Annotated in this window: 22 protein-coding genes and 2 pseudogenes; 3 read left to right on the top strand and 21 right to left on the bottom strand. The window is 33.8% G+C overall.

The window, feature by feature from the left end:
* Positions 1–8: 8 nt before the first annotated feature.
* From FG383_RS08545 to FG383_RS08530, 4 genes and pseudogenes are all read right to left on the bottom strand, one after another.
* Complete coding sequence (locus tag FG383_RS08545) at positions 9–464, bottom strand: GNAT family N-acetyltransferase (RefSeq protein ID WP_142606867.1); 456 nt, start codon at positions 462–464, stop codon at positions 9–11.
* A gap of 190 nt (positions 465–654) precedes the next feature.
* Positions 655–804 (bottom strand): histidine phosphatase family protein, encoded by a 150-nt coding sequence (locus tag FG383_RS08540; protein WP_142606865.1) that lies wholly within the window; start codon positions 802–804, stop codon positions 655–657.
* Positions 805–1,059: 255 nt separating this feature from the next.
* A pseudogene (locus tag FG383_RS08535) lies at positions 1,060–1,389 on the bottom strand (hotdog domain-containing protein); the annotation flags it as partial.
* 154 nt (positions 1,390–1,543) lie between these two features.
* Positions 1,544–1,798, bottom strand: a complete 255-nt coding sequence (locus tag FG383_RS08530; protein WP_342782134.1) for a branched-chain amino acid transporter permease — start codon at positions 1,796–1,798, stop codon at positions 1,544–1,546.
* 8 nt (positions 1,799–1,806) lie between these two features.
* Between FG383_RS08530 and FG383_RS08525 the strand changes: the two genes are divergently transcribed.
* Positions 1,807–2,310, top strand: a complete 504-nt coding sequence (locus FG383_RS08525; RefSeq protein WP_185907886.1) for an aminotransferase-like domain-containing protein — start codon at positions 1,807–1,809, stop codon at positions 2,308–2,310.
* 340 nt (positions 2,311–2,650) lie between these two features.
* On the opposite strand, the gene FG383_RS08520 is transcribed toward FG383_RS08525, so the two are convergent.
* From FG383_RS08520 to FG383_RS08490, 8 genes and pseudogenes are all read right to left on the bottom strand, one after another.
* Positions 2,651–3,097 carry a toxin-antitoxin system TumE family protein gene (locus tag FG383_RS08520; protein ID WP_142606861.1) on the bottom strand — a complete coding sequence of 149 codons (447 nt, stop codon included), beginning with the start codon at positions 3,095–3,097 and terminating at the stop codon, positions 2,651–2,653.
* Positions 3,072–3,728 carry a helix-turn-helix domain-containing protein gene (locus FG383_RS08515; protein WP_221887516.1) on the bottom strand — a complete coding sequence of 219 codons (657 nt, stop codon included), beginning with the start codon at positions 3,726–3,728 and terminating at the stop codon, positions 3,072–3,074. Before FG383_RS08515 ends, FG383_RS08520 begins: the two co-directional genes overlap by 26 nt.
* A 253-nt stretch (positions 3,729–3,981) precedes the next feature.
* Positions 3,982–4,149: a hypothetical protein gene (locus tag FG383_RS20860; protein WP_185907884.1), complete on the bottom strand. Its 168-nt coding sequence runs from the start codon at positions 4,147–4,149 to the stop codon at positions 3,982–3,984.
* 17 nt (positions 4,150–4,166) lie between these two features.
* Positions 4,167–4,565: pseudogene (locus FG383_RS08510) on the bottom strand (transposase); the annotation flags it as partial.
* A 249-nt stretch (positions 4,566–4,814) separates the two neighbouring features.
* Positions 4,815–5,255: an SRPBCC family protein gene (locus tag FG383_RS08505; RefSeq protein ID WP_142606857.1), complete on the bottom strand. Its 441-nt coding sequence runs from the start codon at positions 5,253–5,255 to the stop codon at positions 4,815–4,817.
* Between the two features lie 148 nt (positions 5,256–5,403).
* The gene (locus FG383_RS08500) at positions 5,404–6,135 is read right to left on the bottom strand and encodes a class I SAM-dependent methyltransferase (RefSeq protein ID WP_142606855.1); all 732 of its coding nucleotides are present in this window, start codon (positions 6,133–6,135) and stop codon (positions 5,404–5,406) included.
* A 170-nt stretch (positions 6,136–6,305) separates the two neighbouring features.
* Positions 6,306–6,473, bottom strand: coding sequence for a hypothetical protein (locus FG383_RS21300; RefSeq protein WP_246096920.1), 168 nt, complete (start codon positions 6,471–6,473; stop codon positions 6,306–6,308).
* A 177-nt stretch (positions 6,474–6,650) separates the two neighbouring features.
* Positions 6,651–7,091 carry an NUDIX domain-containing protein gene (locus FG383_RS08490; protein WP_142606853.1) on the bottom strand — a complete coding sequence of 147 codons (441 nt, stop codon included), beginning with the start codon at positions 7,089–7,091 and terminating at the stop codon, positions 6,651–6,653.
* 528 nt (positions 7,092–7,619) lie between these two features.
* On the opposite strand from FG383_RS08490, the gene FG383_RS08485 reads away from it, so the two are divergent.
* On the top strand, positions 7,620–8,183 hold the full coding sequence (locus tag FG383_RS08485; RefSeq protein ID WP_142606851.1) for a cysteine hydrolase family protein: 564 nt from the start codon (positions 7,620–7,622) through the stop codon (positions 8,181–8,183).
* A gap of 295 nt (positions 8,184–8,478) precedes the next feature.
* On the opposite strand, the gene FG383_RS08480 is transcribed toward FG383_RS08485, so the two are convergent.
* Positions 8,479–9,738, bottom strand: coding sequence for a DUF4179 domain-containing protein (locus FG383_RS08480; RefSeq protein ID WP_142606849.1), 1,260 nt, complete (start codon positions 9,736–9,738; stop codon positions 8,479–8,481).
* Positions 9,735–10,235 carry a sigma-70 family RNA polymerase sigma factor gene (locus tag FG383_RS08475; protein ID WP_142606847.1) on the bottom strand — a complete coding sequence of 167 codons (501 nt, stop codon included), beginning with the start codon at positions 10,233–10,235 and terminating at the stop codon, positions 9,735–9,737. The genes FG383_RS08480 and FG383_RS08475 overlap by 4 nt, the downstream gene beginning before the upstream one ends.
* A 227-nt stretch (positions 10,236–10,462) precedes the next feature.
* On the opposite strand from FG383_RS08475, the gene FG383_RS08470 reads away from it, so the two are divergent.
* Positions 10,463–10,825, top strand: a complete 363-nt coding sequence (locus tag FG383_RS08470; protein ID WP_246096918.1) for a VOC family protein — start codon at positions 10,463–10,465, stop codon at positions 10,823–10,825.
* Between the two features lie 172 nt (positions 10,826–10,997).
* On the opposite strand, the gene FG383_RS08465 is transcribed toward FG383_RS08470, so the two are convergent.
* From FG383_RS08465 to FG383_RS21295, 7 genes are all read right to left on the bottom strand, one after another.
* On the bottom strand, positions 10,998–12,245 hold the full coding sequence (locus tag FG383_RS08465; protein WP_142606845.1) for a DUF4153 domain-containing protein: 1,248 nt from the start codon (positions 12,243–12,245) through the stop codon (positions 10,998–11,000).
* Positions 12,246–12,293: 48 nt separating this feature from the next.
* A complete protein-coding gene (locus FG383_RS08460) occupies positions 12,294–12,509 on the bottom strand; it encodes a helix-turn-helix domain-containing protein (protein WP_017153334.1) in 216 nt (71 codons plus the stop codon).
* An 11-nt stretch (positions 12,510–12,520) separates the two neighbouring features.
* Positions 12,521–13,003, bottom strand: coding sequence for a DUF2975 domain-containing protein (locus FG383_RS08455; RefSeq protein ID WP_142606843.1), 483 nt, complete (start codon positions 13,001–13,003; stop codon positions 12,521–12,523).
* 192 nt (positions 13,004–13,195) lie between these two features.
* A complete protein-coding gene (locus FG383_RS08450) occupies positions 13,196–13,492 on the bottom strand; it encodes a hypothetical protein (RefSeq protein WP_142606841.1) in 297 nt (98 codons plus the stop codon).
* Positions 13,493–13,566: 74 nt separating this feature from the next.
* Positions 13,567–14,118: a hypothetical protein gene (locus tag FG383_RS08445; RefSeq protein ID WP_142606839.1), complete on the bottom strand. Its 552-nt coding sequence runs from the start codon at positions 14,116–14,118 to the stop codon at positions 13,567–13,569.
* Positions 14,119–14,288: 170 nt separating this feature from the next.
* The gene (locus FG383_RS08440) at positions 14,289–15,065 is read right to left on the bottom strand and encodes a DUF4179 domain-containing protein (RefSeq protein WP_246096916.1); all 777 of its coding nucleotides are present in this window, start codon (positions 15,063–15,065) and stop codon (positions 14,289–14,291) included.
* Between the two features lie 32 nt (positions 15,066–15,097).
* Complete coding sequence (locus tag FG383_RS21295; protein WP_246096915.1) at positions 15,098–15,283, bottom strand: hypothetical protein; 186 nt, start codon at positions 15,281–15,283, stop codon at positions 15,098–15,100.
* Positions 15,284–15,288 lie beyond the last annotated feature (5 nt).

Below are 15,288 nucleotides of genomic sequence, written 5' to 3'. Positions count from 1 at the left end.
TCGATCTGTCACTCGGTAATATTTTTTATAACTGCCATTTCCTTACCGAACCTATCACCTTTATCAATAAATCCTAAACTCGCGTATAAATTATAGGCTCCAAAATTTTTAGGATGAAAACCTACAACAATTTTTTCTGCATTCGGTAATTTAGCCATTTCTGAAATCATTAACTTAGTAGCGGCTTTACCAATCCCCTTGCCTTGAAGTTCCTTATCCACCATTATTCTATATATCCAATAACCATCAAGTTCCTCTTGAACTGAATTGTACATCAAAAAGCCAACTACTTTATCTTCAGCATAAATAGCATATGGCTTTAATGTAGGCTCAAACTTTGACTGAGCTATTGAAACAGCATTGGGCTCTAGGTAATCTTTTTGTTCTGGCGATACTTCTAGTTTACAACAGTCGTACCAGTTTTCTGCATTTAATTCTACGATTCTCACATTTTCTGTACTCATCATTTTCCCCTTTCAAAATTCGGGGAAACGCTAAACAACTTTGTTAATTAGTCGTTATCCCCTTGTAGTGATTCATAAATTCTTTTATTTGTCATAATGAACGCCTCCTCTAAAAACTAATACCTAAAAATTATATTGAATGAATTTTTAGACTTATTAATTATACTATTTTTCTCCAGTTAATTCCTTCTTATAGTAATTTTATTTTCTTATTGAAACTTCCTAAAGATACAGCGTTACTTATCCCCTTCTCTGTTAGTTCCGAATCACTCCAACCTTGCATTCTTTTTTGCGTATTCCATACAGTCTCACCATGTCTAGTTATATATAAAATTAACAAATATTTATCACACCCTTAATGATTTTTCTGTTAGAAAATATTTAGTTATATGTTATCTTTCTTATTCAGCTAACCTGCTTCATTAGTTTTAGTGTAACATTTCACACTGGCTCGCCAAAAACTACTTGATGTTCTGGACATAAAAATAGACCATCGAAATGATGGCCTTGTTTAACTAAAGCATCCATTAGTTCAATAAGGATCATTTTAAAAAATAATCTTTGATCAAGCCTAGTTTTGCTAAGTACCTGTTATTTAATTTATTTCAGCAAGTTCAATGAAATAATGGTCCTTACGGTAAGACATAGCTTCCATAGTTGCAATCAAATTTTCTTCATGATAAACCTCAATACGATAGAATCCTGTACGATAATTACGTTTAACCTCTGTTGCATGGGCTAATAACTTGTCCCCAGGTTTAGCTGATTCCATAAATTGTATAGTTGTATTTACCGCTAAAGAGGTCTTTCCATATGCATTACAGGCTACCGAAAAAGCAAAATCTGCTAAAGCATAAATAACGGCACCGTGCACCGTGCCATATGCATTGACCATATGATTTTGTACTTCTAATTTTGCCTCCGCAAAACCAGCTTTGAATTAGGTCAACTGAATACCTAAAGAAAGAGCATAAGGATCATTTTTTACTTGTTGTAAAATTGCCTCGTAATGTGTTTCATGAATGTGTAATTCATCTATTTTTTTCTTCATTTTTCATATCCCCTTTGTTTGAATTAATTTAAAAAATGAATTGTACAAGTAACATATAAACAATTGTCCCAGCAGCTATCGATAACAACATATTGCGCTTCCAAAGATGTAATCCAGTCACAACTGCTACTCCGATCAACTCAGGAAAACCATGGGAGCCAGTTAAAAGCGTGACATCTTTCAAACAATAGATAACTAAGAGACCAACATCAGTTAATCTTGATAGAGGATGATATCCACGCCTTTTTAACAGCAGGGTTAATAGAGGATTATAAGCAGCCAATATTTAACTTGTTACCAGAACAAACAGTATATATTTGTGGAACCTCAAAGTCCATTTGCTCAGGTCTACGTGTAGCCTATATGGTGTATAGCGACGCCTTTCATCATAAGATTTTACAGTCCATATATACGAACAATGTCAAAACTTCTTCGCTCGACGCAGAAGTGATTACTGAATTGATACTGTCCGGGGTTGCATCTAAAATTGCTAATCAAAAGCAACAACTCGCACAAATGGCGAATGAGATCTATACGAATTATTTTCCAGAAAAAAAAGTGGGTGAACATCCACTTAGTTTTTATCGCTGGCTACCGATCCAAACGCATTTGAACACGTCACAAATCGAAACAGATTTAAAAAACGAGGGAATACGTGTTTTCCATTCAGTTCGTTTTATGAGTGGACGCACGACAAAGTATCATTATCTACGTATAGCACTTTCCTCCACTAACACATTAGATGACTTACAAAGAGGATTAGAAATACTCAAATATTATGTGGACAAGCACTAGTAAATAGACACCAATTCCCCTGAAGATACAATACTGGATTTTGGTGTCTATATTTATAAATGATTTAATCTCAAAAAAATTCTTTCGATTATTTCATATTGAACTCAATTGCTCTTAGTCGAACAAGAAAAAAAAGCCGTCTTAGCAACTATATGTGTTTCCATTAAAGGCACCATTAGTTAAATAAATCTGTTATAGGGAATCTATTACTTAAGTTTTTGTAACATAATTATCATAAATAGCAAAGATTAGATAATAATACGGTTACCATACACACCTAGAGGTGAAATATACAAGAATAATAAAAAAAGAAAGTTGGTTTTGTTCCTTAACCAACTTTCTACTTTTTAGAGCGTTTCAATCGAAGTATGTGTGGTAGCACATGTTCTTCAAGTACATCGTCAATTGTGTAGCCTTCCTTGCCTGGTACTCGTTGACCATCTTTCTCTTTTTCATCTATAGGCACATGCCAATGCCAAGGATCAAACTTTTTTACTTCCTCGGGTGTATCATTCGGATGATAATGAGCGTGAAATTTTTGAAGTATGGTACCGTTGCCGGCATACCAATCATAATAATATTCCACCAAATTATTTTTATCGAAGATTTCTCTACATTGTAGATAACAAGCATCATCAAAAAATTTAATCTTTGCTAGTACTTCTCTACCCTTTTTATGACCTAATTGTCCTTGCGGTGTTTCAGAAAATGATACGCTATAAATTTGTTCATAACGTACTTCAAGGTTGCTAAAGGTTGTTTTAGTTATTCCTAGCTTTTTTGGCACTTTCCAACCTCACTTTATACGACAACCAAACCGAAGCATCTGTGTCTTCTTCCGTTAATTCCAAAATAGTTTTATCGCCAAAAACTTCCTCGAAAGTTTTACCATCGTATTTTTCTTCTAATTCTTTTATTGAGTGCTCTAGATAAGTTATTTCATCTACTTCAGGTTCTTCGTTTTCGACTTCCCAATTAGCTTTTAAAGTAGCAATTGTAAATCGTTTTCCGTTCGATAAAATAACTTCAGCTTCTTCAGGTATTTTAGACCACTTATTTCCATCCTTTTCAACACCTTTAATTTTCCCATCACGTATCCAAGCATTAATCGTTTGTTGTGATACACCAATAAACTTAGCAACTTCACTTGTTGAGTATGTTACTATACTTTCTAGTATAGATTCCGTTGAAATGTGTACCAATAACTGATTAAAATATTCAACAAGCTTCTCCCTATTAGATAAGTTATCTTCATTCCATTCGTTTCGATACTGCTCAGCACCTTTTACTGTAAATAATAAGTGCTTAACCAATGTAGCTGTAACTATTAGGTCTGTCTCTACCATCTTTTTCGTATAATCGTGAGCAGCAGATCCAGTTAAAATCTCTCTTTCAATTACTGTAGGACGCATAATCATCTCACCTCTCACCTCCATCATATCGTCGAACTTTCAGTTTGTCAACAAACTGAAAGTAAACGGAAAGTACTTTTAAAGTTTATTGTTACCTTTATCTATACAAATTATACAAATCAATGCCAAAAAAGAACCTTCTCAGTGCAAGAGGGCACTGAAAAACTTACGTTTTTAAATTCGTATCGTTTTTTCAAACAAAAACAGGCAACTTCTTGTTCGATTTTGAACATGAAGTTGCCTGTTTCTTTGATCTTTTCTATTCTTTTTCTCTTAACAATGTGAGTATTCGCTTAGGATTGACCGCGAACATTGCTGTGGCACCTTGTATTTCCATGCCAAAAAGACCCGCAGATGATTCTTTTGTGTAATTAATATTTGCCTTTTCAGAGTATGCTGCGTCATCAATTACCGTATTAATTTCCATACCTGTCTGTGTACTATTTCAAGTGCGATTTCAACGATTTTCCCAATAAGCAAGTCTAATAAGCTTACGTCTTTAAGACGAAGCCTGCGGAATTTTGTGAGTGAACTTGGATCGATAACTGGATCTTCTGGTGCCATATCTAAGAAATATTTAAATGACATATCAAATTTTGAACGTTCCACTAGATCTACATCTGATACATCAAAAATGGACTTTAACAATAAATACTTAAACATACGAATCGAAGGAATCGCATTACGTCCATAGTCTAAACAGTATTTTGTTTTCAATTCTTCTAATATGAATGTAAAATCGACTAGCTCAATTATTTAACAAAGCATATTATCTTTTGGGATGACAATATCGTAAATTGCCATGAAAGGACTTAACTTGAACGTTTCTTGGTTAGAAATCATTTTGGGACAACACCTGCATTTAATAAAACTATAATAAATGAAAAAAAGCGAGGTATTCGACGATTAAATCGTCGAATACCTCGCTAAGTTAAACTATCTGGACTTTTCAGTGGCTTCTTCATTTAAACAGCCCCTTTTTCCGTTAAATATAAACCTTCTAGTAAAACTCTTCGTCATAACATCAGAATGTTACAATCTTTACTTCAGAAGAAGTATCTCCAAAACGAAGCGACTTCCAATCTTTAGAAACTAGGAGAATACTGCAATTTTACGTGCGATAGATTCCGTTAAACGAGATGCTACTTTTGGAACAGCCCATTTAATAATAGGTGTTGACATCGCGCCAGATAATCCGCCTGCATGAACTTCCACCGTACAAGTCATTGTAGTTTTACCATTAACTTCTTCTGCTGTAAAGTGACCGCTTCCTGTAAAATTATCTGTTAAACCTTTTAGTTCAAACGTAATATTGGAAGGTTCATTCCATTCGGTAATATCTACCTGTGCTTTTATTGTTTTTTTAATACCTTTCACACTACCTTCAAATGTCCAAAAAGATTGCGTGTCATTGATGATTTCATGTTCTTTATAGGCCGGTACCGTCGTTGCCCATTTTTCAAGATCACTGACATAATCCCAAACTGCTTGTACATCTACTGGAATTTCTACTGTATGTGTTCCCGTTGCCATTATGATCCCCACTTTCACTTCGTATAAATTGGAAATTTACATTCCTACAATATAATTATTACATAGTAAGCATAAACTTACATCACTCATTTTACATAACTTTTTTAATTTTCATGGGAGTTCAACATTCAATATTAGGATGTTTATTTTACTTCACACAAGAAAAAGCCAGTACAATTGGAATTCGTTGTCTTCTAACAAATTCATCTTCACTACTAAAATGTTCACGCTTGGGTGTACCTTCACGTAAATCTAGAATTGAAAAGCCAGCTTGTTTAAGTGCTTTAAAATAATGTTCGATTGTTCGATGATACTTAACCACTATTTGGTCAATCCAAGGCTCTTTTCTTTCCCCCTCATGGAAGTAGTCATCGACAATCCAATTACCACGTTTATCCCCAGATTGCTTACTAGCAAATGACGAAGTTGTCAGTGGATGCTGGATACTAAAAGTAAATCTTCCACCTTCTTTAAGTGTTTTATGAACATCTTTAAACAGGCGGTTAATGTCTGCAACATAATGGATTGCAAATCGAGATGTTACAAGATCAAATACCTCTTTTGGATAATCATAAGATTCCATAGTTTCAAGATGTATTGTCCCATTTTGTTCAAGTATGTTAGAGCGTGCAACTTCTACCATTTGTTCCGATCCTTCTACTCCTGTGTAGTTTTTTGCTCCTAAATGTAAAAGCTCTTTTCCAAAAGATGCATCACCACACCCTAAATCTAAGATACTACTATCTTGAAAGCTCCCAATTAATTCATAGATAATCGGTCCTTCAATGGCATTATTTGGACTATCGTTTCTGTTTCTTCTAGTCATGTAATTTTTTAAAAAATCCGTTTGATCGTAAACGCTAGATCCTTTAAACTCCATCGAAACGATTCCCCCTCTAAAATTTAAGATGTCAGGCAATTTGATTCATCGCCAAATACACAAATTAATATATTTTACCACATATTACCTGTAATCTACAAGTAGGAGGTTATTTAGTTTCTAGAAAAAATTATCGCTATAACTATTAATTAATGAACTAACCTGCAGTGTTAGTTGAACAGCACGCTGTTTGTACTAATATACGGAATTCCTGCTTCTATATAACTTCTTATTAATTCCCAATCATTAATGCTATTTTTTTTGAACGTTTGAAAGAATAAATTTGCTGTTCCTAAACTCTTACCTTGAATAATTAAAGTAGCTGATAAAATAGCCATAGTTTCATCTTCTTTTAAAGGAAGAATTGAAATTACATTTATATTCCACTGAGCATTATTTTCTTTAGCGAAATTAAAACCTTGTTCCTATCCATTTACTGATTCTTCATAACCAAAGTCAACTATATGATGAAGATGCTACATGGATGGCTGCCCGTTACTTCAATAAGAATTTCACTAACGAATAAACGCTAATTCTCTATTAGCAAGTGCATCGTTTAACCATAAAGGATGCATTTTCAATAGGTCTTGCGGTAGGTTCTGTTGTTCAAAAAACTTAATTTCTAGTGACTCAGAGGAATTACATCGTAGTTCTCCACCAGTAATTTCAGCAAGAAAACAGGTTGTTATAAAATGTACTACTTTACCATTTGGATAAGCAAACACCTGTGAATTAGGCTCAGAGTACACACCAATAAGCTTTTTAATTCTTATATCTAAATTAGTTTCTTCTTTTACTTCTCTGATAGCTGCTTCAGAAACTGTTTCCCCTATTTCTATATGTCCTGAAGGAATGCCCCATAGTCCTACATCTGACCTTTTCTGTAACAAAACTTGTTTTTCCTCATTCAAAATAATGACTGCAATCCCAGCTTTTAAATCATCAATTTTTTTCATACAATAACCCTCCATAAAATAATAAAAAAAGGACCGAAGAGAAAGATTTCAACGCATAAGAAATACGCTGAACCTTTCCCCTCGGACCTTTTATGTCAATAGGTGCCTTTTACATATTGTAAAAGATGTAGCCCTTGGTCACTGACCTACCTAGATAGCGGAACCCTAGTTACAATTTTCCAGTTCATATTCATTTTACTACTAATACTCAGAAGATGAAAGATACTCTTTCACTAAACTCCCTTAAGTTTAAGTGAGATATTTCACAACGAATCGCCGAAATCTACTTGATGTTTTAGACGTAAAAATAGAACTAAAGCTATAATTATTCTATTTTGTATTGACTGTTATTAAAGTAAATATGATATAATTTAACGGTCTAATAATTCAATTAATTTAGACAATATTTGATTGGAGGTAGATATTATGACAAACAAAAGAAATGGTTACTTGAAAATTAATAAAGGGATTACGACTAACTAATCAAACTGTTTAGCGTTTTCCCGCATTTTGAGAGGGGAAAATTATTTGAATCAAACATTATTAATCATTGATGCTCAACAAGAATTAATTGATGGGAATCAAGTAGAAAGTGCTGTTTTTAATAAAGTGCAACTTATTAGGAATATTAATTTACTGATCGAAAAAGCAAGGAAATCAGATGTTCCAGTTGTATTTGTTAGAGATTTAGATGTTGCTGAAGGTAAAGGGAAAGGTTTTCAGGTTCACGATGACATTAATGTACCTGCTGATACTAAGTTTTTTGATAAAACTGCAACGAATTCCTTCCATGGAACAGAGCTTCTAGATCATTTGAGATCACAAGAGATTGAACATATTGTTATGATGGGTTGTAAAACACAGCATTGTATTGATAGTGCAGTCAGAACAGCAACGATTAATGGTTTTGACGTGACTTTAGTCGGTGATGCCCATTCAACAACAGACAGTGATTTTTTAAGTGCAGAACAAATAATAAAGCACCATAATGAAACGCTTCATGGGCATTATAATGTTGAACACTTTTCAATAGTTAGAAATTCAGGGGAAGACGTGTTTCGTCCAACTCATGACTCTTATCGGGAAAATTAAAGGTAACACTTAATATCTTGATGCAAGAAAACAACAAAATACATGAACTTTTGTGACAGAATAAGCAGGGAGAATTCCCTGTTTATTTTATTTATTAAGAAAATGAGTGACCTATGACAGCCCAAGATCATTTACTTAATCACTCGATAGCACAATCATAATTAACTAACCCAAGTCATTTTCACTTCTTTGGATTTCCATTTATTATCTTTATTCTAAATAAATATACTTAATGCTTGCTCTGAAATATAAAAACAGATGTTCAAAAAGGAGGACCTTTTTAAACATCTGTACTTTATTGCACTGGAATCATCAGTTCAATATTTTTTCCAATAGGATTGGAGTAATAGTTTAAATATATTTTTGCTTTGCCATCATAATTTTGAAATTGCGTCGTCTCAACTACGTACTGCTCATCTCGTGAAACCTTGCTACTTGTATGTTCTAAAGTCGTACCATCTTCTTTTACAGCCTCATGTAGCATTAAAAGTCTACCTTGATTATCCCCTTTATTTACAGCAACTGATACACTTTGATGCGTTACGGAAATGTCCCAATCGAAATAATCGGGCTTTGTAAGTACTTCGTTTCTACCAAAATCAACTTCGATAAAATCTTCTCCCTTTGGAACAGCTTGAACAGCTCCAATAATAATCGAGAGTGAATCCGGGTCATGGAAATAATCACTTTGCAAATATAGAGTAAATTTGCCGTCTCGGATATTTCCGCTTTTTGATATGCCATTTTTAATGCTTTCTCTTCGCTCTCCACTTTGCATCACGACCCCAATATCATCTAGCGATAAAATTTGCATCGTATTTTCTTCGTCTATTTCAATGTCGAGTGCCATTTTTAATGGAGAACGGCGAATTTGTGTAATCGTAAATTTCTGACCATCGACATTTACAGTACGATTCGCCGTAATAATTTTTTCCTGTGCAATTTCTTTTTGTAGTGTAAACGGTATTGTAAATTCAATGTTTCCCTTATCTTTATCATTAAAATGAAAAACAGCTTTAAAATCCTTCGAAGTATAAGCTATTGGCTCTGAAAAATTATATTCTACTAAAGATGAGATATGTGTTTGATGATCTGCATTCGCGAGAAATGTACAGCCGCATTCCATTTCATCGTCCCCTTGAAACAATTGAACATCCTCCAAGTATAATTTCGAAATATCAAAGGAGGAATCGGCGTCATAGAAGAGTACAAATCCCGTATGATCTGCAATCACGCCTTGCAATGTAATCGAAAGACCATTTTTAGACTGCATCGCATTGATCTCTTCATAGTATTCATTGTCCACAATATCTTGTATTCCTTTATCGATGGAAACCGCTGTTACAAGTGCTTCAAAGCCAGGTATTTTTGCAACATGGCTAGCAATCGTAGGAGAAACGCGAATGGAAAATAAAAGGCTTAGACAAAACAAAGAGACGATTGCAACCGAAACAATGCGCTTCTTTGTTCTTTTTTCTCGCTGAACTTTACGATACATATCCATTCGAACTTGTTGAAGTTTCTTCTTTGGCACGTCAATAGGTAGTTTACTCATAGCCAGTCCTCCTTTGCTCTAGCGAAGTTTCTAAGCTTCTTTAATATGTAATGAAGCTTAGACTTAACAGTACCCTCCGGAATTTGATTTAGCTCAGCAATTTCTTTGTTTTTTAGTTGCTGAAAATATTTCATATAGACGAGTTGCTGCTCCGACAAGGTTAAATTCTCCAATAATCTCTCCATATCTGAATAGATGACCCATTCAAATAGGTGATGTTCCTCAATTGGAACAGTTGGTTGGCGTTTCCGTAAATAGTCTTTACAACAATTGATTAAGACGCGCACGAGCCATGTTCTGGCATATTCATGCTGTTGAACGGTATGCATTTTTTTAAGTGCCTTGTAAATCAGCTCCTGCATCACGTCTAAAGCGTCTTGCTCATTTTTCATATATGTAAAAGCCATGCGATATAAAATATCTTCATCCTTTTCAATAAGTGAAAGTATCGCTTGATGATCCCCACGAATAGCACGCTGTTCGATTTCAAATTCCATCCTTTTCGCCTCCTTCCTTCATTAGACGTGGCAATTTTTCATTTCGTTCAAAAATTTTTAAATTATTTGAGAATACTGCGAATTCAATTAAATTAAATGGAATTACAAACAATAGAGGCTGTCTCTTAAAAGCCAAAAATATCACTTCTTATTGAACTAAAGTAAAAAAGGATAATTGTTAAAGAGTGTAGAATATATGTAATAATACCTAAAACAGGAGGATTAATATGATAAATCAAGTCTGTGTTATTAGTATTTACGTGCCAAATTTAAACAAAGCAATCGAGTTTTATACTAATACTTTAGGTTTTGAATTAAACAAACACTATGGTCCAAAAATTGTATCACTTGTACACGGAGAGTTACCACTTGTTTTAGAGGAGAACGATAATGCAACTTATAATCAAGATCTTTCAGGAGTTGTATTAGGATTGCGAACTGAAGATATTTATGAAAAAGTCAAATACCTAAAAGAGAAAGAAGTGAATTTTATTATAGATGAACCAACTAATTATCCTCCAGGTAAATTTATTAGTCTTAGAGACCCCTTCGGAAATATTTTAGAATACCTCCAATTTGAAAATTTGTAACAAATATAACAAGTTCAACATAATCGTCAGGCTTTTTTGAATATACTTTTTTATCTTTAATACTGAAAATAAGCCAAAACTATGCAACTCTGTATAAAAAGCTGCATAATATCGGCTCTAAGGATTTTATACGCTAAGACGATTAGCTTTTCGTTACTTTAACAGAGCCTTTCTAATTAAAAATTAGAGGAAAAGTAAATATAACGAAAGCTGCCCAAAGTCCGTAGACCGGCAAATACTTAGTAACTGCATCTTGGATAGTTGAAGGTCCGGACTTATTTTGTAGAAAACGAATATAGGAGAGCATAATCCAAATTAGATTTGCCCAGATAAGTATGTTTACTCCTAAAACAGCAAGTCTATTAGGCGTAATCCCATAAGAAGAAAGTCTGAACACGATGGCTGACAAAGCCACACTGTCAATGATAAGCGCAAGAACAATTAAGGCAAAATTTATATAATCTGAAATGTTCTTTTTCTCGTCTGAGTCGCTCTCGATAATGGAAAATATGGTAACGGCCAATACACCAAGGAGGATTCCGTTGAAGGCTATCAGGAAATTGCGGTCCAAGAACGGATTTTTTCCGACCCATATAACCGTTATAAGATAGACCAACAATGTGACTAGGACAAGAGGACTAAAGATTTTAGCTATATATGGTGTAATATTCTTAGCAAGTTTAAGATTCATTGATACCAGGTATGCAGCCACAATAGCGAGAGCGGCAGCACCAAATAAAACGACATTACTAAAGTAGAAGTCTTCTATATCCAAGCCAACAAAGCTAAATAACTGCATAGTTAATGCTGCTAGTACCATTCCGCTAACCGCCATGCTGGCGTAGAGAATACAATATTCCAAATTAAATTTAATATAGGCTAATCTTGTACTGCCTTTTGAATATTCATTTCCTGTAAATGCAAGCCCTACCAATATCCATAAAAATATGGGAAGGTGTAAATAAGCAAGGATAATACTGTCTTTATAATTTAATGGCAGCATATTAAGATAAATTCCGGAAATTAGAAACAAAGCTGCAAGAGAATAAATAACACTTTTTTTCGGAGTATTATTGTAAACAAAATAGGCAGCAATAAAGGGAATTATACCAAAAGCCAGGTTAATTGGCGCAATTACTTCCTGTTCGACAAAATGGAAAATGATCCTGGTGCTTATCCCGGCCAGAATGGCTAAGATACCCATGAACAAGAAACCTTTTTGAAGCAAGGAAGATTTTTCTGTATTTGCCGTCTCCTTGAAATGCAATCTTTCATACCAAACACCAAGAACCTGAGAATCAGGATTTTGTTCCCATGCGTATGAGAATGACTTTTTAAAAGCTTTCGGGTCTTTTCTATACATTCTCTCCAACTCTTGAGGATGATCAATATTTTCAATAATCAAATTGTTAATGTCCATAGTTATACCTCCCCTAATAATTGTTATATTAAGTTTCCTCCAAAATGTTTAACTGTCTTCGTCACTTTTATATTCTAAAATATCTCCAGGCTGACATTCTAAAGCCTTACATATTGCCTCTAAAGTGGATAATCGAATCGCTTTTGCCTTTCCATTTTTCAATATAGAAAGGTTCGCCATTGTTATTCCAACCTTTTCCGAAAGTTCTGTAACGCTCATTTTCCTTTTTGCTAACATCACATCAATATTGATTATAATTGCCATTGTTATTCACCTCAGACCGTTAAATCATTTTCTGATTTAATATTAATTGCTTCTTGTAAAAGTTTTTGGAGAACAGCCGCAAAGACTGCGATAACCATCGAAGCAAAAGGAACAACCAATCCGACAAAGATCACTCCTGGTGCGTCGTCTACTTCCGCAAAGATATAGAAGAGCGGCCAAACTAGCACATGCAAAATACTGATTGTGATGGCACAGTATTTGATTTTCTTTAAAGCTTTTACAGATAAATCAGAAAAAGCTTTATTTTTGTCAATATAGCGTAAGAGTTTGAAAGCCTGATACAAAGCAAAGTAAAAAGGTATCGCTGATGCATCAAAAGCGATGAAAACAAGATATTTAATAAAAGTAAACTCTGGAAGCAATTTTGCTGCAAGTTCCCCCATCTCAGGCACCAAAAAAATGCACAGAGCAAGAATTGGTACTCCTAAAAGAATAACAGCTATTTTTAAAAACAATGTTGTTACTTTTTCCATAAAAAAACACCTCACTTAATTATTCCTATTTTGATTTTAATACACATGTTATCGTTTTACAATAAATTTTTATTAATTTGAATAACATTTTTATTGTATATTTTGTTTTAAGCAAAAATAAAAAGCATTCCTCATTCAAAGAAATGCTCTATAACTTTAAATCATTAAATTTGTTCAGCTAACTTGCTGCGTTCATTCAATAAGAAAAAGCTGATAAAAAGTTAAAGCTGAACGAAGTCCTACTTCAAGGTCTAATTCTCGTAATTCACCAGCCCTTTTTACTTCCCCAATACGCATTAATGATGGTGCAGTATTTAAATTTTGTATTAAAGAATCTGCTGTTTGATAGTGGCTATTGACGGCTTCATGAACGTAAAGACTGATGAATCGTACCGTTAAGTCATGATATAGGTCATTTTTAATCGATTGAACCTCTACAAACTGTGCATTGGTTTGAATTGCATTATTTTCATTCTTGAAGTAAAGCACCCGTTAATTGAACAAGACGAACAATACCTTTTTGCTATTTCCCCCAAATTTATCCTTCTTTATCGTAAGTGTTCCTAGTGAGTTGGAGACTTTGGCATATAAGTACCTCCACCCGCTACCATTTCTTTTGTTTTAATATCATAAATTGCATATCTACCTCTAAATTCTTTTTCTGTGTCTTTAAAGGAATAAAAAAAGTAAACTTGTCTATCAGGGCTAACAGTCTGATGGTAGTTAATATCTATATCAGGGTAGGGACGAAGAATATTTCCATCAGAAATTATATAATTTAATCCTTCTATCTCATTAAACAGTAACTTTTCCCTAATGTTTATAGATGCATCAGGCATTTCTTTATAAAGAACAGTATCCAAATGTCTTTGTTGTGACTTTGGCTTCTGCATATATCTTTGATAAAGCTCCTGATGGCCAGGATACTTTACGTCTCTCAATGCCTGGTAAAATTCATCTACAGTTTCATCAAAATTTTTTTCCTTATTTGCAGGATATAAATATTCCATTTTATCTGAAAGTGTAGTTTGTGAATAAACAGGATTTCCTAAAAACATGGAAAGACTGAACAAAAATATAAACGTATACAAACTAATTAAGAATGGATTTTTCATTTAGGTTACCTCCTTTTTAAAAGTAACGTACCCTAAATGTCCTTTAACTATCCTGCCGCGTTAGTTCAATAAGAAAAAGCTACCTTTACAGGCAACCACTTGTTTAATTAAAGCAACCGTTACGTTCCATTATTAAAGCTTCATCAAAATCCACCTGTTTGTTCATCATACTAATTAATTGGAATTGGGCTACTCAATAATTCATGATTGGCATTACGAGCTTCCAAGAAATGGTTTGAATCCCCAAGAGTTAATCCGTCATAGCGTATAACCGATACATCTCCTAAATCATTAGAAACAAATGCCGTCACAGGGTACTTATACTCACTTTGGACTCCGTCTTCCGATCGAATATCAAAGTAGATACTTTCACTTTTACTTTGTGATAAATCGTAATAAACCGTTGTGGACATAGGTGTTGTCACTACTTTTTCAATGGTAACTATTTCTCCATTATTTAAAGTGATGGTTTCATTCATCTCGAAAACCTTTTTATCTTCAAGTAACTTTGCTTGCGACACCTGCACATCGAATGTCCATGGTTGTTGAATAACCTCTTCATCATTGAGATGATACCTCCATCTATCGTAACTAATTTCAATATTTACTTCTTCTGTTGTAACCACTTCACTTAAATCAACATCGTTATAAATCGTAAACATCGAGTCGTTTAATTCAATGGATTGACCACCAGTCGTTACCGTATACTCTTGTCCATTAACTTTGACAGTTGGTTTAACAAAGGTTTGATAATCAAACTTTACACCATCTGTTGGCTCAAACGTAGAGCTTAATATGATTCTTTGGTCGTCTAACATAACTTCATTTAATGTTAATTTTCCAAGTGAATTTTCTGCTGTTTCACCAATCTCTGTCTTATAAGATGAATAATTGAGATTTTCATTTTGATTTATATATTTCTCAATAGGTTCCCCAACAAATGGCATGTTTGCAATTATTCCTTTATCAATTGTCAATGTTAACTAAGCATAAATGCCGCAATTATTGCAACACTTAACCCTAATCTTTTTTTCATTTGTTTTTTTGGATGAATTTTGTTACGGACATCCTTTAATATACGTTTTTGTTCATACTCTGAAAGTGGCAGTTCATCAAATTCACTTAAATCTAACTTCACATCATTTAAGTCCTTAAATAATGACATATCCA

Origin of the sequence: Psychrobacillus soli (assembly GCF_006861775.1) — a bacterium.
Classification (GTDB): domain Bacteria; phylum Bacillota; class Bacilli; order Bacillales_A; family Planococcaceae; genus Psychrobacillus; species Psychrobacillus soli.
Note: the sequence above shows the minus strand (reverse complement) of the source record. Positions and strands in the feature narration are given on the sequence as shown.

Excerpts from the sequence above, each read along its gene's own strand:
- FG383_RS08490 (WP_142606853.1), bottom strand. The coding sequence starts at position 7,091 with ATGAAAAAAATTGATGATTTAAAAGCTGGGATTGCAGTCATTATTTTG.
- FG383_RS21300 (WP_246096920.1), bottom strand. The coding sequence starts at position 6,473 with ATGGCTATTTTATCAGCTACTTTAATTATTCAAGGTAAGAGTTTAGGA.
- FG383_RS08475 (WP_142606847.1), bottom strand. The coding sequence starts at position 10,235 with ATGGAATTTGAAATCGAACAGCGTGCTATTCGTGGGGATCATCAAGCG.
- FG383_RS21295 (WP_246096915.1), bottom strand. The coding sequence starts at position 15,283 with ATGTCATTATTTAAGGACTTAAATGATGTGAAGTTAGATTTAAGTGAA.
- FG383_RS08470 (WP_246096918.1), top strand. The coding sequence starts at position 10,463 with ATGATAAATCAAGTCTGTGTTATTAGTATTTACGTGCCAAATTTAAAC.
- FG383_RS08460 (WP_017153334.1), bottom strand. The coding sequence starts at position 12,509 with ATGGCAATTATAATCAATATTGATGTGATGTTAGCAAAAAGGAAAATG.
- FG383_RS20860 (WP_185907884.1), bottom strand. The coding sequence starts at position 4,149 with ATGGAAATTAATACGGTAATTGATGACGCAGCATACTCTGAAAAGGCA.
- FG383_RS08445 (WP_142606839.1), bottom strand. The coding sequence starts at position 14,118 with ATGAAAAATCCATTCTTAATTAGTTTGTATACGTTTATATTTTTGTTC.
- FG383_RS08465 (WP_142606845.1), bottom strand. The coding sequence starts at position 12,245 with ATGGACATTAACAATTTGATTATTGAAAATATTGATCATCCTCAAGAG.
- FG383_RS08505 (WP_142606857.1), bottom strand. The coding sequence starts at position 5,255 with ATGGCAACGGGAACACATACAGTAGAAATTCCAGTAGATGTACAAGCA.
- FG383_RS08545 (WP_142606867.1), bottom strand. The coding sequence starts at position 464 with ATGAGTACAGAAAATGTGAGAATCGTAGAATTAAATGCAGAAAACTGG.
- FG383_RS08455 (WP_142606843.1), bottom strand. The coding sequence starts at position 13,003 with ATGGAAAAAGTAACAACATTGTTTTTAAAAATAGCTGTTATTCTTTTA.
- FG383_RS08480 (WP_142606849.1), bottom strand. The coding sequence starts at position 9,738 with ATGAGTAAACTACCTATTGACGTGCCAAAGAAGAAACTTCAACAAGTT.
- FG383_RS08440 (WP_246096916.1), bottom strand. The coding sequence starts at position 15,065 with ATGCCATTTGTTGGGGAACCTATTGAGAAATATATAAATCAAAATGAA.
- FG383_RS08500 (WP_142606855.1), bottom strand. The coding sequence starts at position 6,135 with ATGGAGTTTAAAGGATCTAGCGTTTACGATCAAACGGATTTTTTAAAA.
- FG383_RS08515 (WP_221887516.1), bottom strand. The coding sequence starts at position 3,728 with ATGATTATGCGTCCTACAGTAATTGAAAGAGAGATTTTAACTGGATCT.